Source organism: Meridianimarinicoccus sp. MJW13, assembly GCF_014901205.1.
Classification (GTDB): Bacteria; Pseudomonadota; Alphaproteobacteria; order Rhodobacterales; family Rhodobacteraceae; genus Meridianimarinicoccus.
In genome coordinates this window covers 106911-124035 of the sequence record NZ_JACNMU010000009.1, presented here as the reverse complement: position 1 = coordinate 124035, position 17125 = coordinate 106911, and the positions used below count along the sequence as shown (strand labels likewise).

The 17125-nt window shown below is 64.6% G+C and carries 13 protein-coding genes; 4 read left to right on the top strand and 9 right to left on the bottom strand.

Translation table 11 applies throughout. The features are described from left to right. The first annotated feature begins 177 nt into the window (after positions 1–177). Together H8B03_RS16405 and H8B03_RS16400 are read left to right on the top strand one after the other, a co-directional pair. Positions 178–1182: a LacI family DNA-binding transcriptional regulator gene (locus H8B03_RS16405; RefSeq protein WP_193142974.1), complete on the top strand. Its 1005-nt coding sequence runs from the start codon at positions 178–180 to the stop codon at positions 1180–1182. Positions 1183–1473: 291 nt separating this feature from the next. Next, positions 1474–2622 carry a CaiB/BaiF CoA-transferase family protein gene (locus H8B03_RS16400; protein WP_193142973.1) on the top strand — a complete coding sequence of 383 codons (1149 nt, stop codon included), beginning with the start codon at positions 1474–1476 and terminating at the stop codon, positions 2620–2622. 44 nt (positions 2623–2666) lie between these two features. On the opposite strand, the gene H8B03_RS16395 is transcribed toward H8B03_RS16400, so the two are convergent. From H8B03_RS16395 to chvE, 6 genes are all read right to left on the bottom strand, one after another. After that, complete coding sequence (locus H8B03_RS16395; protein ID WP_193142972.1) at positions 2667–3584, bottom strand: dihydrodipicolinate synthase family protein; 918 nt, start codon at positions 3582–3584, stop codon at positions 2667–2669. 94 nt (positions 3585–3678) lie between these two features. Continuing rightward, positions 3679–4602, bottom strand: coding sequence for a Gfo/Idh/MocA family protein (locus H8B03_RS16390; protein ID WP_193142971.1), 924 nt, complete (start codon positions 4600–4602; stop codon positions 3679–3681). Further along, positions 4602–6344, bottom strand: coding sequence for an L-arabinonate dehydratase (gene araD, locus H8B03_RS16385; RefSeq protein WP_193142970.1), 1743 nt, complete (start codon positions 6342–6344; stop codon positions 4602–4604). Before araD ends, H8B03_RS16390 begins: the two co-directional genes overlap by 1 nt. 3 nt (positions 6345–6347) lie before the next feature. Continuing rightward, on the bottom strand, positions 6348–7580 hold the full coding sequence (gene mmsB, locus H8B03_RS16380; protein WP_193142969.1) for a multiple monosaccharide ABC transporter permease: 1233 nt from the start codon (positions 7578–7580) through the stop codon (positions 6348–6350). A gap of 12 nt (positions 7581–7592) precedes the next feature. Next, positions 7593–9113 carry a multiple monosaccharide ABC transporter ATP-binding protein gene (gene mmsA / locus H8B03_RS16375; RefSeq protein WP_193142968.1) on the bottom strand — a complete coding sequence of 507 codons (1521 nt, stop codon included), beginning with the start codon at positions 9111–9113 and terminating at the stop codon, positions 7593–7595. Between the two features lie 71 nt (positions 9114–9184). Next, positions 9185–10240: a multiple monosaccharide ABC transporter substrate-binding protein gene (chvE, locus tag H8B03_RS16370; protein WP_193142967.1), complete on the bottom strand. Its 1056-nt coding sequence runs from the start codon at positions 10238–10240 to the stop codon at positions 9185–9187. Positions 10241–10394: 154 nt separating this feature from the next. Between chvE and H8B03_RS16365 the strand changes: the two genes are divergently transcribed. Continuing rightward, positions 10395–11312, top strand: coding sequence for a LysR family transcriptional regulator (locus H8B03_RS16365; RefSeq protein ID WP_193142966.1), 918 nt, complete (start codon positions 10395–10397; stop codon positions 11310–11312). Positions 11313–11329: 17 nt separating this feature from the next. Here H8B03_RS16365 and H8B03_RS16360 read toward each other — a convergent pair whose 3' ends face one another. Next, the gene (locus H8B03_RS16360; protein WP_193142965.1) at positions 11330–12760 is read right to left on the bottom strand and encodes an aldehyde dehydrogenase family protein; all 1431 of its coding nucleotides are present in this window, start codon (positions 12758–12760) and stop codon (positions 11330–11332) included. A 97-nt stretch (positions 12761–12857) separates the two neighbouring features. Beyond that, positions 12858–14234: a glutamine synthetase family protein gene (locus H8B03_RS16355; RefSeq protein WP_193142964.1), complete on the bottom strand. Its 1377-nt coding sequence runs from the start codon at positions 14232–14234 to the stop codon at positions 12858–12860. A 653-nt stretch (positions 14235–14887) separates the two neighbouring features. Here H8B03_RS16355 and speB point away from each other — a divergent pair. Beyond that, positions 14888–15856 (top strand): agmatinase, encoded by a 969-nt coding sequence (speB, locus tag H8B03_RS16350; protein ID WP_193142963.1) that lies wholly within the window; start codon positions 14888–14890, stop codon positions 15854–15856. A 96-nt stretch (positions 15857–15952) separates the two neighbouring features. Here speB and H8B03_RS16345 read toward each other — a convergent pair whose 3' ends face one another. Further along, a complete protein-coding gene (locus tag H8B03_RS16345) occupies positions 15953–17125 on the bottom strand; it encodes an acyl-CoA dehydrogenase family protein (RefSeq protein ID WP_193142962.1) in 1173 nt (390 codons plus the stop codon).

Below are 17125 nucleotides of genomic sequence, written 5' to 3'. Positions count from 1 at the left end.
GCCGGAACGGTGCCTTTCCGGCGCGGCCCTTGCGCACCTGATCAGGCCAAGGTCAGGCACCTTGTGATGGGGGCATAAAACGTTTAATTTATTTTGGGTCCCGGGGCGCTGACTGAAGATCGACCGCTCTGGTTGTGAAGCACGGGGCGACGCCTTGCGAATTGCAGGAGACTTCAGGTGCAGAAGAAGCGCGTGAGCATCAAGGAAGTTGCCGAACACGCCGGGGTCTCGGCGGCCACGGTGTCGCTGGTGCTGAATGACAAGGGCAGCATCTCGGACAAGACCCGCAAACATGTGCGCAACTCGGCCCGTGAACTGGGATTCATCCTGAACAAATCCGCCTCGCGATTGCGGTCCGGCCAGTCGCTGCTGATCGGGCTTGTGGTCAATGACATCTCCAACCCGTTCTTTGCGGAACTGTCCGCCAATGTGGAAACCGAAGCCGCCAGCGCGGGCTATCTTTCGGTCATTGCCAACACGCAGGACGATCGGGACACCCAGAGATCAGTGATTGAAACCATGATCGGGCAAGGGGTTGCCGGCTTGATCATTTCTTCGGCCACCGGCTCGCAGGAGGCGGATTTCGACGTGATCCGCGAAAACGGCATTCCCTTCGTGCTGTGCGTGCGGGATTTTCCCGGCTATGCGGCTGATTTCATAGGGTTTGACAACTTCCAGGCCGGGGTGATGGCCGGCGAGCATATCCTGGATCGTGGGTGTCGGCGCATCGCCTTTATGGGTGGCCTTGTGGGCAACACCAACCGGATCCGCCGATGCGAGGGCGTCAAATACGCCATGCAGCGTCGCGATCCCGATCTGACGCTGGTGCGCGATCTTTCCGGCCCGGCCACCCGGCAGTTCGGGCAGGACGCGGTACTGGACTTGCTGGCGCAAGACCCCGACACATCGGCCATCGTGTGTTTTAACGACTATGTCGCCATCGGTGCCTATGCCGCGCTGTACAAGATGGGCCGAAAGGTTGGACGGGATGTGGCGGTCATCGGGTTTGACAACCTGCCCGAATCCGCCGCCTGGAATCCGCCGCTGACCACCGTGGAGTTGTTCCCCCGTGCCATCGGCAGTCGCGCGGCCGAGGCGTTGATCGAAAGGATCCGGGACAACCAGCGCCCGCCGGAACGGATCTACCTCGCGCCGAAGCTGATAGTGCGGGAGTCCGCATGACCAATCCCGCAGACCGACTTGACAAGATGCGTGAAGGCAAGATTAAACGATTAACTGAATGGGCCGGAGAGTGGCCATCGGGCGAGGCGGGCGTTCCGCCCATGCGGTCCAGCGACGGACAACCTGTTGCGCCCGCGGGTGTGACCGAAACAGCGGGGGAGGCTATGATGATGAAGACAACACGTCGTGCGGTTGCGCGGTGCGTCGCTGCCCGTGATCTGCCCGCAAGACCCCATGCACCGTCCCGGCAATCTGCCGGGACCAAGCCATGCACAACACAGGACATCTGCCATGTATGATTTGCTCAAGGATATCCGGATCGTGGATTTCACCCATGTCTGGCAAGGGCCGGTCGCGACCTTGTTGCTGGCGGATTTCGGCGCCGATGTGATCAAGATCGAACGCCCCGGACGGGGGGACTGGTCGCGAGCCTGGGGGCCGTTCGCGGGGGACGTGAGCCTGCCGTTTGCCGGTCTGAACCGCAACAAGCGCTCGATCGTGCTGGATCTGAAGGCCGAGGACGGGCAGGCGGCGCTGGACAAGCTGTTGGCGACTGCCGACGTGGTGGTGCACAATTTTCGACCCGGGGTCGACCGCAAGATGGGCATCGATTTCGAAACCCTGCACGCACGCTTTCCCAAGCTGATCCACGCTTCGTCTTCAGGCTGGGGCGAGGCCGGACCGGATGCCGCGCGGGGCCGGGCGGGCCATGCCCAGATGGCAGCGGCAGAGGGTGGGCTGTTTTCGGCTGCCGACGGCGACCGCCTGCCGTCGCCGCCCACGGTGTCGATGGATCATATCGCCGGGCTGTTGCTGTCCAACGCGATCCTCGCGGCATTGGTCAGTCGCGCACGGACCGGTCTGGGGACACAGGTTTTCACCGATCTGCACAGCGCCGCATTGACCGCCCATGTGTGGGACGGGCCGCGCGCGCTGAACCCCTCGGCTGCGGATACCGGCGACGTGAACCTGTCGGTGACCGAGAAAACCCTGCAACACAGCTGGCGCACGGCGGATGGGTTTATCGAGATCTCGCCGGTGTTCACCGACAATCCTGTGCAATTGATCTGCCGGGGGCTTGGTTTGCCGGACCTGACGCAGGATCCGCGCTTTTCCGACCCGATGACGCAGTACGAAAACCGCGCGGCCCTGCGCGACTTGCTGGCCGCGCGGCTGGTGCAGAAGACCACCGCCGAATGGCTGCCGGCGCTGGAAGCGCAAGGCATTCTTTGTGCGCAGGTTCTGAGCCCCGAACAGGCCCTGACCCGCCCCGAAGCGGGCGTGAACGGCATGATCGTCGAGGTGGACCATCCGACCGCAGGCCCCATCCGCCTCGTGGGTTGCCCTGTGCGCACCACCACCGCGCCGCGCGCGTCGATGCCGCCGCCGATGCAGGGCCAGCACACGGAAGAGGTTCTGACGGAACTTGGGTTGAAATAGCCGCGATCACCGAAGGTAGCGTGCGCGGCCCCATCCCGCCTTTCCTATTTGCCCCAGTTCAGCGCAATCAGATCAAGCTCAGCCGCCAGCGACAGCAGCCGTTCCTTGGTGCGGTCGGTCATGGGCTTCAGCGGGTGGCGCACATGGTCGGATTTGATCACGCCGCCGGCCATCATCACCGTCTTGGCGGCGCGCAGCCCGCATTGGCGGTTCTCGTGGTTGATCAGCGGCAGGCAGAGCTTCCACTGCTCCAGCGCGGCATCGGTGTCTCCGGCGCGGTACCCGGTGACGATGGGGCGGATCTTCTCGGGTTGCAGGGCCGAGGTCATGGTGCCGGTGCACCCGGCGTCCAGATCGGCCAGCAGGGTTACGGCTTCTTCGCCATCGAAGGGGCCGAGGATGTGATCCCCGCCGGCTTCGATCAGCGCGGCCAGCTTGTCGGCGGCAAAGGGGGTTTCCATCTTGAAGTAAGACACGTTCGCGATCTCGCGGGCCATGCGCACCAGCAGCGGCACTGACAGGGTCGCGCCCGAGATCGGGGCGTCCTGCACCATGATCGGAATGCTGACCGTATCGGAAGCCGCCTGAAAATGCTCGAAGATCCCGGCCTCGGACGGCACCAGCCCGACACCGTGATAGGGCGCCATCATCATCAGCATCGCTGCGCCCAGGGCTTCGGCCTCACGCGCGCGGGCGGTGACGATTTCCGTGGCGAAATGGCTGACCGTGACGATGACCGGCACCCGGCCCGCCACATGTTCCAGGCTGGCTCGGGTCAGGGCAGCGCGTTCCGCGTCGGACAGCAGGAACTGTTCCGAATAATTGGCAAGGATGCAGATCGCGTCGACGCCCTGGTTGATCATGCAGTCCAGCACGCGGCGCATGCCGTCGATGTCGATGCGGCCGTCGGCGTAGAACGGGGTCGGGGCGACGGGAAGGATGCCGGTCAGGGGTTGGGTCATGGCAATGGTCTCTTGTCAGGGGGGAACGCGGCGCAGCAGGCCGCGCCGGTGTCGGGAAGAAGATCCGGTCAGAAGGATCAGGGGGCGGTGGCCCTCACCATTCGAAGGCCGGGGCCACCACGCGCTGCCCAAGGGTGAAGGCGTCGGCCACGTGACGCATCGGCGCCAGGTCCATGTCGATACCGCCCTGGGCCACCAGATCGGCCATCTGCGCGTAAAGGCGGGGGTATTCGCCCGCCAGCCCGGGCATGGCGTCCTGCACTTGCCCGTCCACGGTCATCTTGCCGCCGCCGTTTTCCAGAAGCAGCGTGCCTTCATCGGTGACGGCTTCGATGTTCCAGACCGGGGTTCCGGGCTCCAGCCAGTCCAGTTCCGCCGACACCTCGGCGCCGCCGGGATGGTGGAAGCGGCAGGTCGCGGCAATCGGGGTATCGCGGTTGGCCGGAAAATGCAGCTGCGCCTCGGTCAGATGGATCGGATCGGGCAGGATCTCGGTCACGATCGACAGGGCGTTGATGCCCGGATCGAAGATGCCCAGCCCACCGGGATCGAACACCCAGTCCTGCCCGGGATGCCAGTGGCGCACGTCCTCTTTCCAGGTCACGGTCAGCTTGCGCAGGGTCTTGTCGGCCAGCCAGGCTTTCGCCGCAGGCACCTTGTCGGCCTGCCGGGAATGCCAGGTGGCGTAAAGCGACACCCGGTGCGCGCGGGCCAGATCCAGCAGCGCATGGCATTCGGACAGGGTCGCGCCGGGCGGCTTTTCCAGCATCACATGACGCCCGGCCCGGATCGCCTGCGCGGCATAGTCATAGCGCGGCACCGGCGGCAGGCACAGCGAGACGACACGGATATCCGGGCGCGCGTCCAGCATCTTGCCGAAATCCGTGAAGGCTTCGACCCCATCGACCGTGCCATGGCGCGAGACGGTGGCGGCCAGTTCCCAATCCGCGCTGCCGGCGATGGCCGGAACATGCTGGTCCACCGCGATCTTTCCAATTCCAACCAGAGCAATCAACATCAATGAGAGTCCTTTCCAACGGGCGCGCCGCGGCAGCCCTTGAGAAAATCAAGATCCGCCCCGGTATCGGCGCCTTCTACATGGGTCTGGTGCAGCCACTCATAGCCGCCCTCTGCGGTGGGGTGTGCAGGGAACCATGTTTCAAGGCGGGCGGTCAATTCAGCGTCGGGGATGTCGAGATGCAGGCGCCGCGCGGCCACGTCCAGCTCGATCATGTCGCCATCGCGCACCACGGCCAGCGGTCCGCCCGCCGCCGCCTCGGGCGAAGTGTGCAGGATCACCGTGCCATAGGCCGTGCCTGACATGCGCGCGTCCGAAATGCGCACCATGTCGGTGATCCCCTTCTTCAGAACCTTGGGCGGCAGGCCCATGTTGCCGACCTCGGCCATACCCGGATAGCCCTTGGGGCCGCAGTTCTTCAGAACCATCACGCAGGTCTCGTCGATGTCCAGCGCGTCATCGTCGATCCGTGCCTTGTAGTCGTCGATGTCCTCGAACACGACGGCCCGGCCACGATGGGTCAGCAGGTGCGGCGAGGCGGCCGAAGGTTTCACCACCGCCCCCTTGGGCGCAAGGTTGCCCTTCAGCACGGCGATGCCGCCCTGCGGGGTCAGGGCCTGATCCAGCGGCAGGATCACATCCTCGTTCCAGTTGATGACGTCCTTGACCTCGTCCCAGATGGTGTCGCCCGAGACCGTCAGGGCGTCCTTGTGCAACTGGCCACCTTCGCCCAGACGTTTCAGCACCACCGGCAGGCCACCGGCATAGAAGAACTCTTCCATCAGGTATTTGCCCGAGGGCATCAGGTTGACGATGGTCGCCACGTCGCGGCCGCAACGGTCCCAGTCGTCAAGGCTCAGGTCGATGCCGACCCGGCCCGCGACGGCCAGCAAATGGATCACCGCATTGGTTGAGCCGCCGATGGCGCCATTGGTGCGGATCGCGTTCTCGAACGCCTTTTTCGTCATGATGTCGGATGGTTTCAGGTCATCCTTGACCATCTGCACGATGCGCCGCCCGGACAGTTGCGCCATGACGCGGCGGCGGCTGTCCACCGCCGGGATCGCAGCATTTCCCGACAGCGCCATGCCAAGCGCCTCGGCCATCGAGGCCATGGTGCTGGCGGTGCCCATGGTGTTGCAGGTACCGGTCGAGCGGCTCATGGATTGCTCGGCCTCCAGGAAATCCTCCTGGGTCATCTCGCCGGCTTTCACCGCTTCCGAGAACTTCCAAAGGTGGGTGCCCGAGCCTACCCGTTCCCCCCGGAAATAGCCGTTCAGCATCGGCCCGCCGGTGACCACGATCGACGGCAGGTCGGTCGAGGCCGCGGCCATCAGCAGCGACGGGGTGGTCTTGTCGCACCCCACCAGCAGCACCGCGCCGTCGATGGGCTGGCCGCGCATCTGTTCCTCGATGGAAAGGGCGGCCAGGTTGCGGAACATCATCGCCGTGGGCCGAAAGGTGTTTTCCGAGGCCGAGAATACCGGCACCTCGACCGGGAAGCCCCCGGCCTCCCAGATCCCGGCCTTCACCTTTTCGGCCAGCTCGCGCAGATGGCCGTTGCAGGGGGTCAGATCGGACCAGGTGTTCAGGATGCCGATCACCGGGCGCCCGTCGAACAGATCGTGCGGGTAGCCCTGGTTCTTCATCCAGCCCCGGTGATAGATGGTGTCGCGCGAGGTACCGCCGTACCACGACTGGCTGCGCAGCTTGCGGGGCCATTCGGCCGGTTTGAAGGTCATGGATCAGCCCTGCTTGTTCTTGTTGTAAACGTCGAAGATGACGGCCGCCAAAAGCACCAGACCCTTGATCATCTGCTGATAGTCAATGCCGATGCCCATGATCGACATGCCGTTGTTCAGCACCCCCATCAGGAAGGCCCCGACCACGGCGCCGACGATCTTGCCGACCCCGCCGGACATCGAGGCACCGCCGATGAACACCGCCGCGATCACGTCCAGTTCCAGCGCGAACCCCGCCTTGGGCGTCGCCGTGTTCAGCCGCGCGGCGAACACCAGACCGGCGATGGCGGCCAGAATGCCCATGTTGACGAAGGCCAGGAAGGTCAGCCGCTCGGTCTTGATGCCCGACAGCTTGGCGGCCTTCTGGTTGCCGCCCAGGGCATAGACCCGGCGGCCCAGCACCGTCTTTTCGGTCAGGAAAGCGTAGATGATGGTCAGCACGCCCATGGTGATCAGCACATTGGGCAGGCCCCGGAAGGTGGACAGCTTGTACATGATGAAGATCAGCGCCACGCCGACGATGGCATTGCGGGCGATGAAGAAGCTGCGCGGCTCGTCCATGATGCCGTAAGCCCGGTTGCGGGCGCGCTTGCGCATGCCGATCCAGAGAATGATGGCCGCCGCGACGATGCCGGTGCCAAGCGCCAGCACGTTCACCTGCCGGGCACCGAACAGCGGCGCGAGGCTTTGGCCGATGGCCGCCGGGAAGGCATCCGGCACGAAACCGTTGGCGATCACCTGGAATTCGCGCGGGAAGGGACCGACCGACTGGCCTTCCAGCAGCAGCAGCGACAGCCCGCGGAACACCAGCATGCCGGCCAGCGTCACGATGAAGGACGGGATCTTCCAGTAGGCCACCCAATATCCCTGCGCCGCGCCGATCAGCCCGCCGCAGACGATGCAGATGGCGATGGCGACCAGAATGGGTATCTCGTGGTTCACGATCATCACGGCCGCCAGCGCGCCCACAAACCCCATGACCGAGCCCACCGACAGGTCGATATTGCCCGACACGATGACGATCAGCATGCCAAGCGCCATGATGATGATATAGCTGTTCTGCAGCAGCAGGTTGGTGATGTTCACCGCCCGCAGCAACGTGCCCTGCGTCATGATCTGGAAGAAGACCATGATGGCGATCAGGGCGAACAGCAGCCCGTATTCGCGCAGGTGCGCCTTCAGGTAGTCGGTGACGCTCTTGGTCGGTTCGTTGTCCGTGGTCTCAGCCATAGCCATGCCCCGGTCTCCTTATTCTGTCACGATGAGCGACATGATGCGCTCCTGGCTGGCGTCCTTGGCCGAAAGCTCGCCCACCAGCGCGCCTTCGTTCATGACGTAGATGCGGTCGCACATGCCCAGCAGTTCGGGCATCTCGGAAGAGATCATCAGCACGCCTTTGCCCTGCGCGGACAGGTCGTTGATGATCCCGTAAATTTCGAATTTCGCGCCGACGTCGATGCCGCGCGTGGGCTCGTCCAGGATCAGCACATCGGGCTGTGCGAACAGCCATTTCGACAACACCACCTTCTGCTGGTTGCCGCCCGACAGGTTCATGACCCGCTGGAACACGCTGGGGGTGCGGATGTTCATCGCCTTGCGATACCGCTCGGAAACCTCGGTTTCCTCGTTCTCGTTCAGGATCCCGGCCGAGGACACGCCCGGCAGATTGGCCAGCGTCACGTTGCGCTGGATGGTTTCCTCAAGGATCAGACCCAGGCTCTTGCGATCCTCGGTGACATAGGCCAGCCCGGCCGCAATCGCCTTCGGCACGTCCGAGACATCGGCCTTCTGGCCGCGGATCCTGACCTCGCCGCTGATGTTGCGGCCATAGGACTTGCCGAACAGGCTCATCGCCAGTTCGGTGCGGCCCGCGCCCATCAATCCGGCGATGCCCACCACCTCGCCGGCGCGCACGTTGTACGTGGCATCGCGGATGACCTGGCGGTCGCTGTGCTCGGGATGCCAGACGTTCCAGTTGGAAACCTCCATCAGCATGTCGCCGGCACGCCGTTCGCGTTCGGGGTAGCGATGCGCCATGTCGCGGCCCACCATGTCGCGCACGATGGCGGCTTCGGTGATCGGCTGGGCCTTGGCATCCATGGTCGACACCGTGGTGCCGTCGCGGATCACCGTCACGCTGTCGGCAACGCGGCGCACCTCGTTCAGCTTGTGGCTGATGATGATGCAGGTCACGCCCTCGGCCTTCAGTTCCAGCATCAGGTCCAGCAGCGCCTGGCTGTCGGATTCCGACAGCGCCGCCGTCGGCTCGTCGAGGATCAGCAGCCGGACTTCCTTGGACAGCGCCTTGGCGATCTCCACCAGTTGCTGCTTGCCGACGCCCAGCTTGTCGACCAGCGTCGAGGGCGCCTCTTTCAGCCCGACCTTGCGCAGCAGTTTTTCGGTCTGCTGGAAGGTGGACTGCCAGTTGATGATGCCGCCGCGCGCCTGTTCGTTGCCCAGAAACAGGTTCTCGGCGATGGACAGAAGCGGCACCAGCGCCAGTTCCTGGTGGATGATGATGATGCCCTGCCGCTCGCTGTCCGCGATGTCGCGGAACTGTGCCAGCTGGCCATCATAGTGAATTTCGCCGTCGTAACTGCCCGCCGGATAGACCCCGGAGAGCACCTTCATCAGGGTCGATTTGCCAGCACCGTTTTCGCCGACCAGCGCGTGGATCTCGCCTTCGCGGACGGTCAGCTCGACCTCATCCAGCGCCTTGACGCCCGGAAAGGTCTTTGTGATCGAACGCATTTCCAGAAGCGCAGACATGCCCAATCCTCATCTGTCATCGCGACCTGCCCGAAGCGGTGTCCGGGCAGGTCGGAAATTGCCCGTCGGGCTTACTGGATCTGGTCCATGGTGTAGTAGCCGGAGTCGATCAGACGCTCTTCCCAGTTGGCCGCGGTCACCGGCAGCGGCTCCAGCAGATACGAGGGCACCACCTTGACGCCGTTGTCATAGGTCGAGGTGTCGTTGATTTCGGGCTCGCCGCCCGCCAGCAGCGCATCGGCCATGCCCACGGTCACACCGGCCAGCGACCGGGTGTCCTTGAAGATGGTTGAATACTGCTCGCCCGCCAGGATCGACTTGACCGAGGGCACCTCGGCGTCCTGACCGGTCACGATGGGCATCGGCTGATCGCCCGAGCCATAGCCGACGCCCTTCAGCGACGACAGGATGCCGATGGACAGCCCGTCATAGGGCGACAGCACCCCGTGCACGGTCTGGTCGGTGTAATGCGCGGACAGCAGGTTATCCATGCGCGCCTGCGCGACCGAGCCGTCCCAGCGCAGCGTGCCGACGGTGTCCATGCCCATCTGCCCCGACGCGATGTTGATCGACCCGTCGTCGATCAGAGGCTGGATGACGCTCATGGCGCCGTTGTAGAAGAAATAGGCGTTGTTGTCGTCGGGCGAGCCGCCGAAGAGTTCCACGTTCCACGGCTTTTGATCGCCGAAGCGTTCGTTCAGCCCGTTGACAAGGTTGGTGGCCTGCAGGACGCCGACCTTGAAGTTGTCGAAGGTGGCGTAATAGTCGACGTTGCCGCTGTCGCGGATCAGGCGGTCATAGGCGATGACCTTGATGCCCAGGGCGGCGGCGTTTTCCAACGCGTTCGACAAGGTCGTACCATCGATGGCGGCAATCACCAGAACATCGACGCCCTTGGTGATCATGTTCTCGATCTGGGCCAGTTGGTTGGGGATATCGTCTTCGGCATATTGCAGGTCGGTCTCATATCCGGCCGCGGTGAATTGCTCGACCATCGAGTTGCCGTCGGAAATCCAGCGCGCCGAGGATTTTGTCGGCATCGCGATGCCGACCTTGCCTTCGGCATAGGCCCCACCAGCAAGCAGGACGACAGCACCGGCCGAAGCCAGGAGCGATTTGAAAGTCATGTTGTTCCTCCACATGTTGCGCCCGTTGTTCTTGTGTTGGCGCGGTCTCCCTCGAACCTTCACGAGGTCCGTTGGGGCAGCTAACAGCCGGTTGACATAGCAATCAATTCGTATTCTCTGCGATCTGCATACCATTTCTGTTATACGGTCATTCATGGACATCGCTCACCGCCTGAAACCGAACCAGTTGCGCCTGCTGATGACCATTGCCGAAACCGGGCAGTTGCTGTTGGCCGCCAACAGGATCTCGGTGTCGCAGCCTGCGGCCTCGCGCATTCTGGCGGATGTTGAGAAACTGGTCGGCGGCGCGCTGTTCACCCGGCATCCCAAGGGGATGGAAGCCACGCCGTTGGGCGCCATCTGCATTCGCCACGCCAAGGTGATCCTGGAAGAGATGGATGAACTGGCCGCGGATGCCCAGCGGTTCAACGAGGGCAAGATCGGCCATGTGCGCGTGGGCACGGTCACAGGCCCTGCCGTCGGCACGCTGATGCCGGCCATCCAGAAGGTGAAGGCCGAAGCTGCCGATATCGAAATGACGATCGAGGTCGGCCCCTCGACGGAACTGGTTCGGGGCCTGATCGCGGGCCGGTTCGACTTTATCATATCGCGGCTGCCGGCGGGCTATGACAGCCGCGATTTCCGCCTGCATCCGGCCCGCAGCGAGGAAGTGACCTTCCTGGTCCGGGCGTCGCATCCGCTGGCGGCGCAGCGCGCGGTCGCGTTGACCGACCTGCTGGACAGCGAATGGGTGGTGCAGGTGTTGGGCTCACCGATCCGCGAGGCGGTCGATTCCGCGTTTCTGACCCATGACCTGCCCGCGCCGTCGCGGGTGACCAACACCGCGTCGCTGCTGGTGGCACTGTCCATGGTGCAGGCGTCCGACATCATTGCGCCGCTTTCGCGCGAGGTCGCCGCGATGTTGTGCGAAGGCCGCTTGAACGCGGATGTGGTCACGCTTGACCTGGCCACGCCGATCACCGTGCCGCCCTGTTTCGTCATTCAGAACCGGGAACAGCCGGTGACCCGCGCCGCCGAAAAAGTCTTCGCGGCGGTGTTCGAATTTCTCTGAGGCGCGTGGCGGCGCGGTCAGCGCCCCGCGATGGCCTTGACCTCGCAGAAATCGGCGATGCCGTGGAGACCGCCCTCCCGCCCGTTGCCCGATTGCTTGTAGCCGCCGAAGGGTGAGCCCTGGCCCAAACCCGCACCGTTGATCAGCACGGTTCCCGCGCGCAGATCCCGCGCCACGGCCATCGCCCGGTCGGGATCGGCCGACTGCACATAGGCTGACAGTCCATACAGCGTGTCATTTGCCATCGCGATGGCCTCGGCCTCGCTGTCATAGGGGATCAACACCAGAACCGGGCCGAAGATTTCCTCGCGCGCGATGGTCATGTCGTTGCTGACGTCGCCAAAGACCGTGGGTCGGACGAAATAGCCATCTTCCAACCCGTCCGGTTTGCCGAGGCCGCCGGCCAGAAGGGTTGCCCCCTCCGCGATGCCCTTGGCGATCATCGCCTGAACCCGGTCGAATTGCATGTCCGAGGCCAGCGGGCCGATGTGACGCCCGGGTTGCGCGGGGTCACCGACCATCGTCGTGCGGGCGGTGTCGGCGGCGATCTCGGCGGCCTTGGCGTACAGCGCGCGGGGCACCAGCATCCGGGTCGGCGCGTTGCAGCTTTGCCCGGTGTTGTTGAAGCACTGGCGTACCCCGCGGCGCACGGCCTTTTCCAGATCCACATCGTCAAGCAGGATGTTGGGGGATTTGCCGCCCAGTTCCAGCGTCACCCGCTTGATGGTCGCGGCGGCGGCGCGGCCGACCTCGACCCCGGCGCGGGTGGAGCCGGTGAAGGACACCATGTCCACATTCGGATGGCGGCTCAGTTCTGCCCCAACCGTCGGGCCGTCGCCGTTGATCAGGTTGAAGACCCCGGCAGGCACCCCGGCCTCGTCCAGGATCTCGGCAAACAGCAGCGCCGACAGCGGTGTCAGTTCCGAGGGTTTCAGCACCATCGTGCATCCCGCCGCCAGCGCCGGAAGGACCTTCAGCGCGATCTGGTTGGCGGGCCAGTTCCAGGGCGTGAGCAGCGCGCAAACGCCAATGGGCTCATGGCGCAACAGGTCGCCCGCTGGGTTGATTTCCTCGAAGGCAAACCGCTTTGCAGCTGCAACCACCCCGTCCAGATTGCCAAGCCCGGCCTGCGCCTGCGCCCGGCGGCTGAGATCGATAGGCGCGCCCATCTCGGCGCTGATGGCTTCGGCCATCTCGTCGTAGCGCGCTTCATATCCCGCGCGGATCGCGGCCAGAAGATCCAGACGTTCGGCCAGGGTGCTGCGCGCAAAGCCGGGAAAGGCGGCGCGGGCGGCGGAGACGGCAGCCTCCACATCCGCGGCAGTCCCCAGTGCCACCGTGGCAATCGGTTGGGCGGTGGCGGGATTGATGACCGGCAGCGTGTCGCGGCCCTGTGGTGCCACCCATGCGCCGTTGATGTAGAAGCGGTCGGTGTGCAGTTTGGTCATCCCAGTCCCCTTGGTCGATGCGGCGGGCGGCCCCGCGGTTGTGATTCATAGAACCAGCCCCGCCGGACGGGCGCCAGCCGTAACCGCGCGGCAGGGTCTAGACGTTCAGCAGCAGGTGCTTGCGCTCCCACGGCGAGATTTCGCGCTGAAATTCGTTCAGTTCGGCCAACTTGATGGCGGACAGCACGGCGCAGAACTCGGCCCCCAGCAGCGCCCGCATCTCATGCGCCTCGTTGAAGGCGGCCAGCATATCGAACGGGCCCTCGGGCAGGATCGCGCCGTCGGTCCAGATCTCGCCCTGCGCGGCGCGGCGCGGCGCGATGCGGTCGGTCATGCCCTTCAGTCCTGCCGCCAGCGAAGCCGCCAGCGCAAGGTAGGGGTTCGCGTCAATGCCGATGACGCGGTTTTCCACCCGCCGGGCTTCGGGGCGGGCATTGGGGATGCGCAGACCGGTGGTGCGGTTGTCGTGGCCCCATTCCATGTTGGTCGGCGCGCTCATCCCGCCGGTCAGGCGACGGTGGCTGTTCACATAGGGCGCGATCAGCGGCATGACTTCCATCAGGTGGCGCTGCGAGCCGCCGATGAAGTGATAGAAAGCCTCGGACTCCGACCCATCCGGGTTCGAGAAGATGTTCTGTCCGGTGCGCTTGTCCAGCACGCTTTGATGAATGTGCATGGCCGATCCGGGCTGGTCGCGCATCGGCTTGGCCATGAAGGTGGCGAAGAACTTGTGCTTCAACGCGGCCTCGCGGATCGCGCGCTTGAAATAGAAGACCTGGTCGGCCAGCGCCATCGGGTCGCCGTGCATCAGGTTGATCTCGATCTGCCCGGCGCCGCCTTCCTGGATCAGTGTGTCGATGTGCAGACCCTGATCCTCGGCATAGTCATAGATCGTGTCGATGACCTCGCCGTATTCATCGACGGCCACCATGGAATAGGCCTGCCGGGCCGAGCCGGGGCGACCGGTCCGTCCCACCGGCGGCTTCACCGGATCGTTCCAGTCGAGGTTTGGCGAGATCAGGTAGAATTCCAACTCCGGCGCGACAATGGGCTGCCAGCCGTGTTCGGCATAGCGATCCAGCACCCGTTTGAGCACGTTGCGCGGCGCGATGGACACCGGGTTGCCGTGCCGATCCTCCAGATCGCAGATCACCTGTAGCGTGGCATCCGCCGCCCAGGGCACCGCCGAGGCCGTGGACATGTCCGGGCGCAGCACCATGTCGACCTCAGTCCACTGGTTCTCGATCCCCGCAATATCGACGTATTCGCCGCTGACGGTTTCATAGAACAGCGAGGTCGGCAGGGCATAGGTCTGCTCGGGCGAGAACTTGTGCGACGGCATCGCCTTGCCGCGGGAACTGCCGACAAGGTCGGGAACGATGCACTCCACCTCTTCCAGGCGGCGGTCGCCGCGATAGGTCAGGAACGGGGCTGGAAGGGCTGCCTGCCAGTCGGAAGAAGGGGCGGGGGCCATGGAAAATCCTTGGGATGGCCTGCGGGCGCGATCCCGGCGGGAGGGCGGCGCAGAGGGTACAGACTTCTGCAGATCTGGCGATCCGGTGCCGAGCAGACAAGGGCATCGAGTGATGATTTCAGACAGAATCGACGGATTTCACGCAAGGGCACGGACGCCATATGGGGCCATCGTGCATAAAAGACTATCACAAAGTTCGGCGATCGCGTGCAAAGGGCGTCGCGCGCCGCCGCGTGCCGGATTGCACCACCCGCGCCATGGTCTTCCGGCGGCAGAATGATCAACTGGTCATACGGATGACGGGAAAAATGCTGATTGCTCGGCGGCCCTTGCACTCCGCTGAGGTCGCGCCGTCAATTGGCGAGATCGGGTCTCATGGGCACGCTTGTTCAGCGGGAACCGGTTGACAAGAGCCCGATAATTGATACAAATAATCATAAGAGTATCACAAATCAGCAAAAGCTACAAGAAAAAGGGCCCGTGGCCAAGTCCGGCCTAGAGCCACGGCGTTCAGCACCGCCCGGGATTGACAGCTATCTGACGGTGGTGGGACGTCTGAACCGACGCTTGCCGACCAGCCGGTGGTCCGACCAACCTATACGGTGCGGGGGTCTTGGTGATACGCAAAACACGACCAGCTTGGAGAATGGTTCATGACAAAGGGCGATCAGGCGTTCCGCCGCAAGGATACCGCGCGCGGCCGCTGGCACGAGATGACCTATGGCGGTGCGCTCAGCTTCCTGCGGCGCAACTACAGCCGCGATCTTGCGGGCGTCGATGTGGTGGTGACCGGGGTGCCCTTCGACACCGCCGTGACCTTCCGCCCCGGCTGTCGGCTGGGGCCGCAGGCGATCCGCGCCGGATCGGTGCAACTGGCCGAACTGAAGGCCTTTCCCTCGGGCATCGACCCGTTCGAACTGCTGGACGTCATCGACTATGGCGATGTGCATCTCGATCCGCACCACCCGCAAACCGTGCCCCCGGCGATCGAGGCCCATGCCGACGAAATCCTCGCCAGCGGTGCCAAGTTGCTGACGCTGGGCGGCGACCATTCCATCGCCTACCCGCTGCTGCGCGCCCATGCCAAGCGCCATGGCCCGTTGGCCCTGATCCAGTTCGACGCCCATTGCGACACATGGGACGATGATGGTGTCAGTCTGGACCACGGCACCATGTTTGCCCGCGCGGCCCACGAGGGCATCGTCGATGTCAGCCGCTCCACCCAGGTCGGGCTGCGCACCTATAATGACAGCACCCATGGGTTCGAGGTGCTGACCTCGCCCTGGGTGCATCGCAATGGCATTCAGGCCGCCATCGACATCGCGCGGGCGCGGGCCGGGGATGCGCCGGTCTACATCAGCTTCGACGTGGACGGGCTGGACCCGGCGTTTGCTCCGGGAACCGGCACGCCGGTACCGGGCGGGCTTGCGTCCTGGCAGGCGCTGGAGTTCATTCGCGGTCTGGAAGGGTTGAACCTGGTCGGGCTGGACGTGGTCGAGGTCTCTCCGCCCTACGATCATGCCGAGATCACCGCCATCGCGGCGGCGACCGTGGCGCATGACTGGCTGTGTCTGCTGGCCCTTGCCAAGGGTGCCGAACGGCATCCGGTGGGCCGGGTCTGAAGCGACATGGGATGCAATGGCGGACTGCAGTCTGCGAACCGGCGAAATCCCGGATCGCGCCGCCGGAACACCGCCTGACGTCTGCGGAAACCGCGTTCAGCTCTTGGCGGCCCAACCGGGCAGGAACTGCGCGATGATGTTGCGCTGAATATCCGAGGTGCCGCCATAAAGCACCCCACCCACCGCGTCACGCAGATCGCGGGCGGCCTCGGCCTCCCACAGGAAGCCTTGCCCGCCCATGGTGCGCACCGCGTCCAGGCTCGAGGCCAGAAGCGCCTCGGAGATATGCAGCTTGGTGATCGCCGCCGCGGCCGCATCCCCGGTGCCGGTCTGCATCTGCCATGCCGCCCGGCGCTGCATCAGATGGCAGGTCTCATAGCGCACCCGCATGTCTGCAAGCCGGTTCGACACCGACTGGTGCCTGGCGATGGGCTGCCCGAAGACGCTGCGCTGCTGGCTGAAGGCGACGCAGGCTTCCAACTGTCGTTTCATGGCCCCGACATGCGCGCAAAGCACCATCTGCCGTTCCCATTCCGACGAACGGGCAAAGATCGACGCGCCTGCCCCTTCCGGGCCAAGACGGGCGCTGTCGGGCAGGCGCACATCGGTGAAGCCAAGGAACCCGGTGGGAATGGTGCGCAGGCCCAGTTTTTCGATCTCGGGGCCGCGCGTGACCCCCGGCAAGCTGGTTTCGACCAGAAATGCGCTGACCCCCCAGGCCCCCGCCGCCGGGTTGGTGCGCGCAAAGACCAGCGCAAGGTCACAACAGGGCGCCATGCCGATGAACGCCTTCTGGCCGTTCAGCACATAGCTGTCGCCGTCACGCACCGCTTCCGTCTGCAAGGCCATGGCGTCCGAGCCCGAGGCCAGTTCGGTCACCGCATCAGCGCCGATCCAGTCCCCCGCCAGCAGCCGGGGCAGGTAGCGCGCCTGTTGCGCCTCGGTCCCGAATTCCACCAGCGGCCGCAGGACGGTCCACAGCGTGGCATTCAGCGCCAGCAACACACCTGTGTCGCGGCACCAATGGCCGACCTCGTGCAACACATGGGTTGCGGTCATCAGGTCGGTGCCGTCGCCGCCATGGGCGGTGTCCAGGCCCAGCCGCAGCAGGCCGTGGTCGGCGGCGGCGCTCCAAAGGGACCGCCATTCGGCCGCCTCCAGCGTGCCGCGCCGGTCGCGTTCGGCCAATCCGGCGTTCAGATGGTCCTTGGCAAAGTGTCGGGCTGCGGCCCCGCGCTGTGCCATGTCATCGGTGATCGTCAAATCCAT

Excerpts from the sequence above, each read along its gene's own strand:
- H8B03_RS16400 (WP_193142973.1), top strand. The coding sequence starts at position 1,474 with ATGTATGATTTGCTCAAGGATATCCGGATCGTGGATTTCACCCATGTC.
- H8B03_RS16395 (WP_193142972.1), bottom strand. The coding sequence starts at position 3,584 with ATGACCCAACCCCTGACCGGCATCCTTCCCGTCGCCCCGACCCCGTTC.
- H8B03_RS16390 (WP_193142971.1), bottom strand. The coding sequence starts at position 4,602 with ATGTTGATTGCTCTGGTTGGAATTGGAAAGATCGCGGTGGACCAGCAT.
- araD (WP_193142970.1), bottom strand. The coding sequence starts at position 6,344 with ATGACCTTCAAACCGGCCGAATGGCCCCGCAAGCTGCGCAGCCAGTCG.
- mmsB (WP_193142969.1), bottom strand. The coding sequence starts at position 7,580 with ATGGCTATGGCTGAGACCACGGACAACGAACCGACCAAGAGCGTCACC.
- mmsA (WP_193142968.1), bottom strand. The coding sequence starts at position 9,113 with ATGTCTGCGCTTCTGGAAATGCGTTCGATCACAAAGACCTTTCCGGGC.
- chvE (WP_193142967.1), bottom strand. The coding sequence starts at position 10,240 with ATGACTTTCAAATCGCTCCTGGCTTCGGCCGGTGCTGTCGTCCTGCTT.
- H8B03_RS16365 (WP_193142966.1), top strand. The coding sequence starts at position 10,395 with ATGGACATCGCTCACCGCCTGAAACCGAACCAGTTGCGCCTGCTGATG.
- H8B03_RS16360 (WP_193142965.1), bottom strand. The coding sequence starts at position 12,760 with ATGACCAAACTGCACACCGACCGCTTCTACATCAACGGCGCATGGGTG.
- H8B03_RS16355 (WP_193142964.1), bottom strand. The coding sequence starts at position 14,234 with ATGGCCCCCGCCCCTTCTTCCGACTGGCAGGCAGCCCTTCCAGCCCCG.
- speB (WP_193142963.1), top strand. The coding sequence starts at position 14,888 with ATGACAAAGGGCGATCAGGCGTTCCGCCGCAAGGATACCGCGCGCGGC.
- H8B03_RS16345 (WP_193142962.1), bottom strand. The coding sequence starts at position 17,125 with ATGGATTTGACGATCACCGATGACATGGCACAGCGCGGGGCCGCAGCC.